The sequence below is a fragment of the Nocardioides sp. genome (assembly GCF_031422975.1).
GTDB lineage: Bacteria > Actinomycetota > Actinomycetes > Propionibacteriales > Nocardioidaceae > Nocardioides.
This window is the reverse complement of the sequence record NZ_JANPEO010000496.1, coordinates 1-2,901: the sequence shown is the minus strand read 5'-3', so window position 1 is coordinate 2,901 and position 2,901 is coordinate 1. Positions and strand designations below refer to the sequence as shown.

The following is a 2,901-nucleotide window of genomic DNA, read 5'->3' as shown; positions in this document are numbered from 1 at the left end:
TCGTGCGGGCTGGCCTATCCCGTCCGTGACGACATCCCCGTGCTCCTCGTCGACGAGGCGCGCAAGCCCGCCTGACCGGGAGCATCGACATGGCGACCTGGTTCGATGAGTCCCGACTCGATGACGAGCGCGCGCTCGCATCGATCGACCTGCGTCTGCGCACGCTGGCCGAGAGTGGTGCGCGCGTGCGCCGGGAGTCGCACGATGCCGCGGCCGCGACCGCGGAGGCGATCGCCCGCGACCGGACGGCATCGAGGCCCAGGGCCGTCATCGCTGCCGGTCCCGACTCGCGGCTGCTGCGGGCCGTGCTCGAGCCGTGGTGCCCGGTCCCGTTCGTCGCCTGGCCCGGCCCGGCGCTGCCCGGCTGGGCCGGCAGCCTGGACCTGGTGGTCATGTTGGCGCCCGAGGGTTCCGACACGGGCTCCGCGTCGGCCGTCGCCGAGGCCGTACGCCGCGGAGCGCAGGTGGTCGTCGCCTGCCCACCGACCTCCCTGGTGGCCGATCATGCCGCCGGTCGCTACACCACGATCCTGCCGACGGTGACCGGCGACCAGCTGGCCACGGCCGTGGTGATGCTGGACTACCTCGAGCAGGTGGGGCTCGGACCGCGGGCCGACTCCGAGAGCGTCGCCACCGCGCTGGACGAGGTGGCGATGTCCTGCTCGCCGCACCACGACCTGGCCGTCAACCCGGCCAAGATGCTCGCCATCGCGCTGGCCGACGCCACCCCCGTCGTGTGGGGAGGCTCGGTGCTGGCAGCACGGGCCGCGCGTCGCGTCGCCGAGTCGCTGCGTCGCGCCAGCGGCCGCAGCGCGCTCGCCGGCGACGCCGAGCACCTCCTGCCACTGATCGAGGCGACCCGCCAGCGCGACGTCTTCGCGGACCCGTTCGCCGACGACGGGGGCGATCTGCGACCGCTGCTGGTCGTCCTCGACGACGGCGCCGAGGACCCGGTGGTCCGCGAGCAGCGTGGCCGCCTGCTGGCCGCTGCCGCGAGCCGCGGCGCACGCACCGAGACCCTGACCGCCGAGGCCGACACCGAGGTCGCGCGCTACGCCTCCTTGATGCTGCAGGGGGCCTACGCCGCGGAGTACCTCCGCTTGGGACTCGTCGACGACTGAGCGCTGGATAGGGTGACGCCGTGACTGACGTGAGGGACATCGCCTGATGGCCGGCGGACTCTTCGCCCTGCTTGACGACGTGGCCGCGATGGCCAAGCTGGCCGCCGCCTCGGTCGACGACATCGGGGCTGCTGCCGGCCGCGCGAGCGCCAAGGCGGCGGGTGTCGTGGTCGACGACACTGCCGTCACCCCGCAGTTCCTCGAGGGCTCCGCGGCCGCGCGCGAGCTGCCGATCATCAAGCAGATCGCGATCGGCTCGCTGCGCAACAAGCTGCTCTTCATCTTGCCGGCCGCCCTGGTCCTCAGTCAGTTCGCGCCCTGGCTGCTACCCATCCTGCTGATCTTCGGTGGCACCTACCTCGCCTACGAGGGAGCGGAGAAGATCTGGCTGCGCGTCAGTGGTCACGACGAGACCGCGCAGGACGCCGACGAGGAGCTGACGACCACGGGCGAGCTCTCGCCCGAGCACGAGAAGGCGACGGTGGCTGGTGCCATCCGCACCGACTTCATCCTGTCCGCCGAGATCATGGTGATCGCGCTCAAGGAGGTCGTGGACTCCTCGCCCGACGCGGGATTCATCTCCCGGGCCGCCATCTTGATCGTCGTCGCGCTGTTCATCACCGTGGCCGTCTACGGCTTCGTGGCAGTGCTGGTGAAGATGGACGACATCGGTGTCCACCTCGCGACCAAGGACTCCGCACTGTCCACGAAGGTCGGCCACGCACTCGTCGCCGGGATGCCCAAGGTCCTCGCCTTCATCTCGGTGGTCGGCACCGCCGCGATGCTGTGGGTCGGTGGCCACATCCTGCTGATCAGCCTCGACGAGCTGTCCGGGTCGCTGAGCGGAACCCTTGCCGAGGTGCTGCATGCGCCGTACGGCTGGGTGCACCACCTCGAAGAGGAGGTCAGGCACGCGCTGGGCTCGGTGGGTGCCGTCGCCGGCTGGCTGACCAACACGCTGCTCTCGGCGATCGTCGGGCTCGTCGTGGGCGCGATCGTGGTGGCGATCATGCACGTGCTGCCCCTCGGTCACGACACGGGCAACGACGGGGCCGGCGAGGATTCTGAGAATCGGTGAGGCCGGTTCTAGTCTTCTGAGGTCCGCGTGGGAGATCCCGACGACGCACAGATGAGCGGCGCAGACCAGCTTCACAGACATCAGGAGACAACGATGGACTTCAAGGTCGCCGACCTCAGCCTGGCCGAATTCGGGCGCAAGGAGATCGAGCTCGCCGAGCACGAGATGCCCGGCCTGATGGCCATGCGTGAGCGCTTCGCAGCGAGCCAGCCGCTCGCCGGAGCCCGCATCGCCGGATCACTGCACATGACGATCCAGACCGCCGTCCTCATCGAGACGCTGACCGCGCTCGGGGCCGACGTGCGCTGGGCCACCTGCAACATCTTCTCCACCCAGGACCATGCCGCCGCGGCCGTCGTCGTGGGACGTGACGGCACCGTCGACGCGCCCCGCGGCACCCCCGTGTTCGCGTGGAAGGGCGAGTCCCTCGCCGAATACTGGGACGAGGCCGAGAAGGTCTTCGACTTCGCCGATGGCGGACCCAACGTCCTGCTCGACGACGGTGGCGACATCACCATGCTGCTGCACCTCGGCGTCGAGTACGAGAAGACCGGTGTCGTGCCGTCGCAGGACAGCACCGACAACGAGGAGTTCAAGGAGGTGCTGCGCGTCCTGGCCCGCTCCGTCGAGGCCAAGCCGCAGCACTGGACCACGATCTCCAAGGACATCAAGGGCGTCTCCGAGGAGACCACCACCGGCGTC

3 protein-coding genes are annotated in these 2,901 nt (G+C 70.1%); all 3 read left to right on the top strand.

The features are described from left to right. Nucleotides 1–89 precede the first annotated feature (89 nt). Nucleotides 90–1,121, top strand: coding sequence for an SIS domain-containing protein (locus tag RMO85_RS14795; RefSeq protein WP_310529492.1), 1,032 nt, complete (start codon nucleotides 90–92; stop codon nucleotides 1,119–1,121). A 46-nt stretch (nucleotides 1,122–1,167) separates the two neighbouring features. Then, complete coding sequence (locus tag RMO85_RS14790; RefSeq protein WP_310529491.1) at nucleotides 1,168–2,199, top strand: DUF808 domain-containing protein; 1,032 nt, start codon at nucleotides 1,168–1,170, stop codon at nucleotides 2,197–2,199. A gap of 93 nt (nucleotides 2,200–2,292) precedes the next feature. After that, a partial coding sequence (locus RMO85_RS14785) for an adenosylhomocysteinase (protein ID WP_310529490.1) occupies nucleotides 2,293–2,901 on the top strand: 609 nt, incomplete at its 3' end.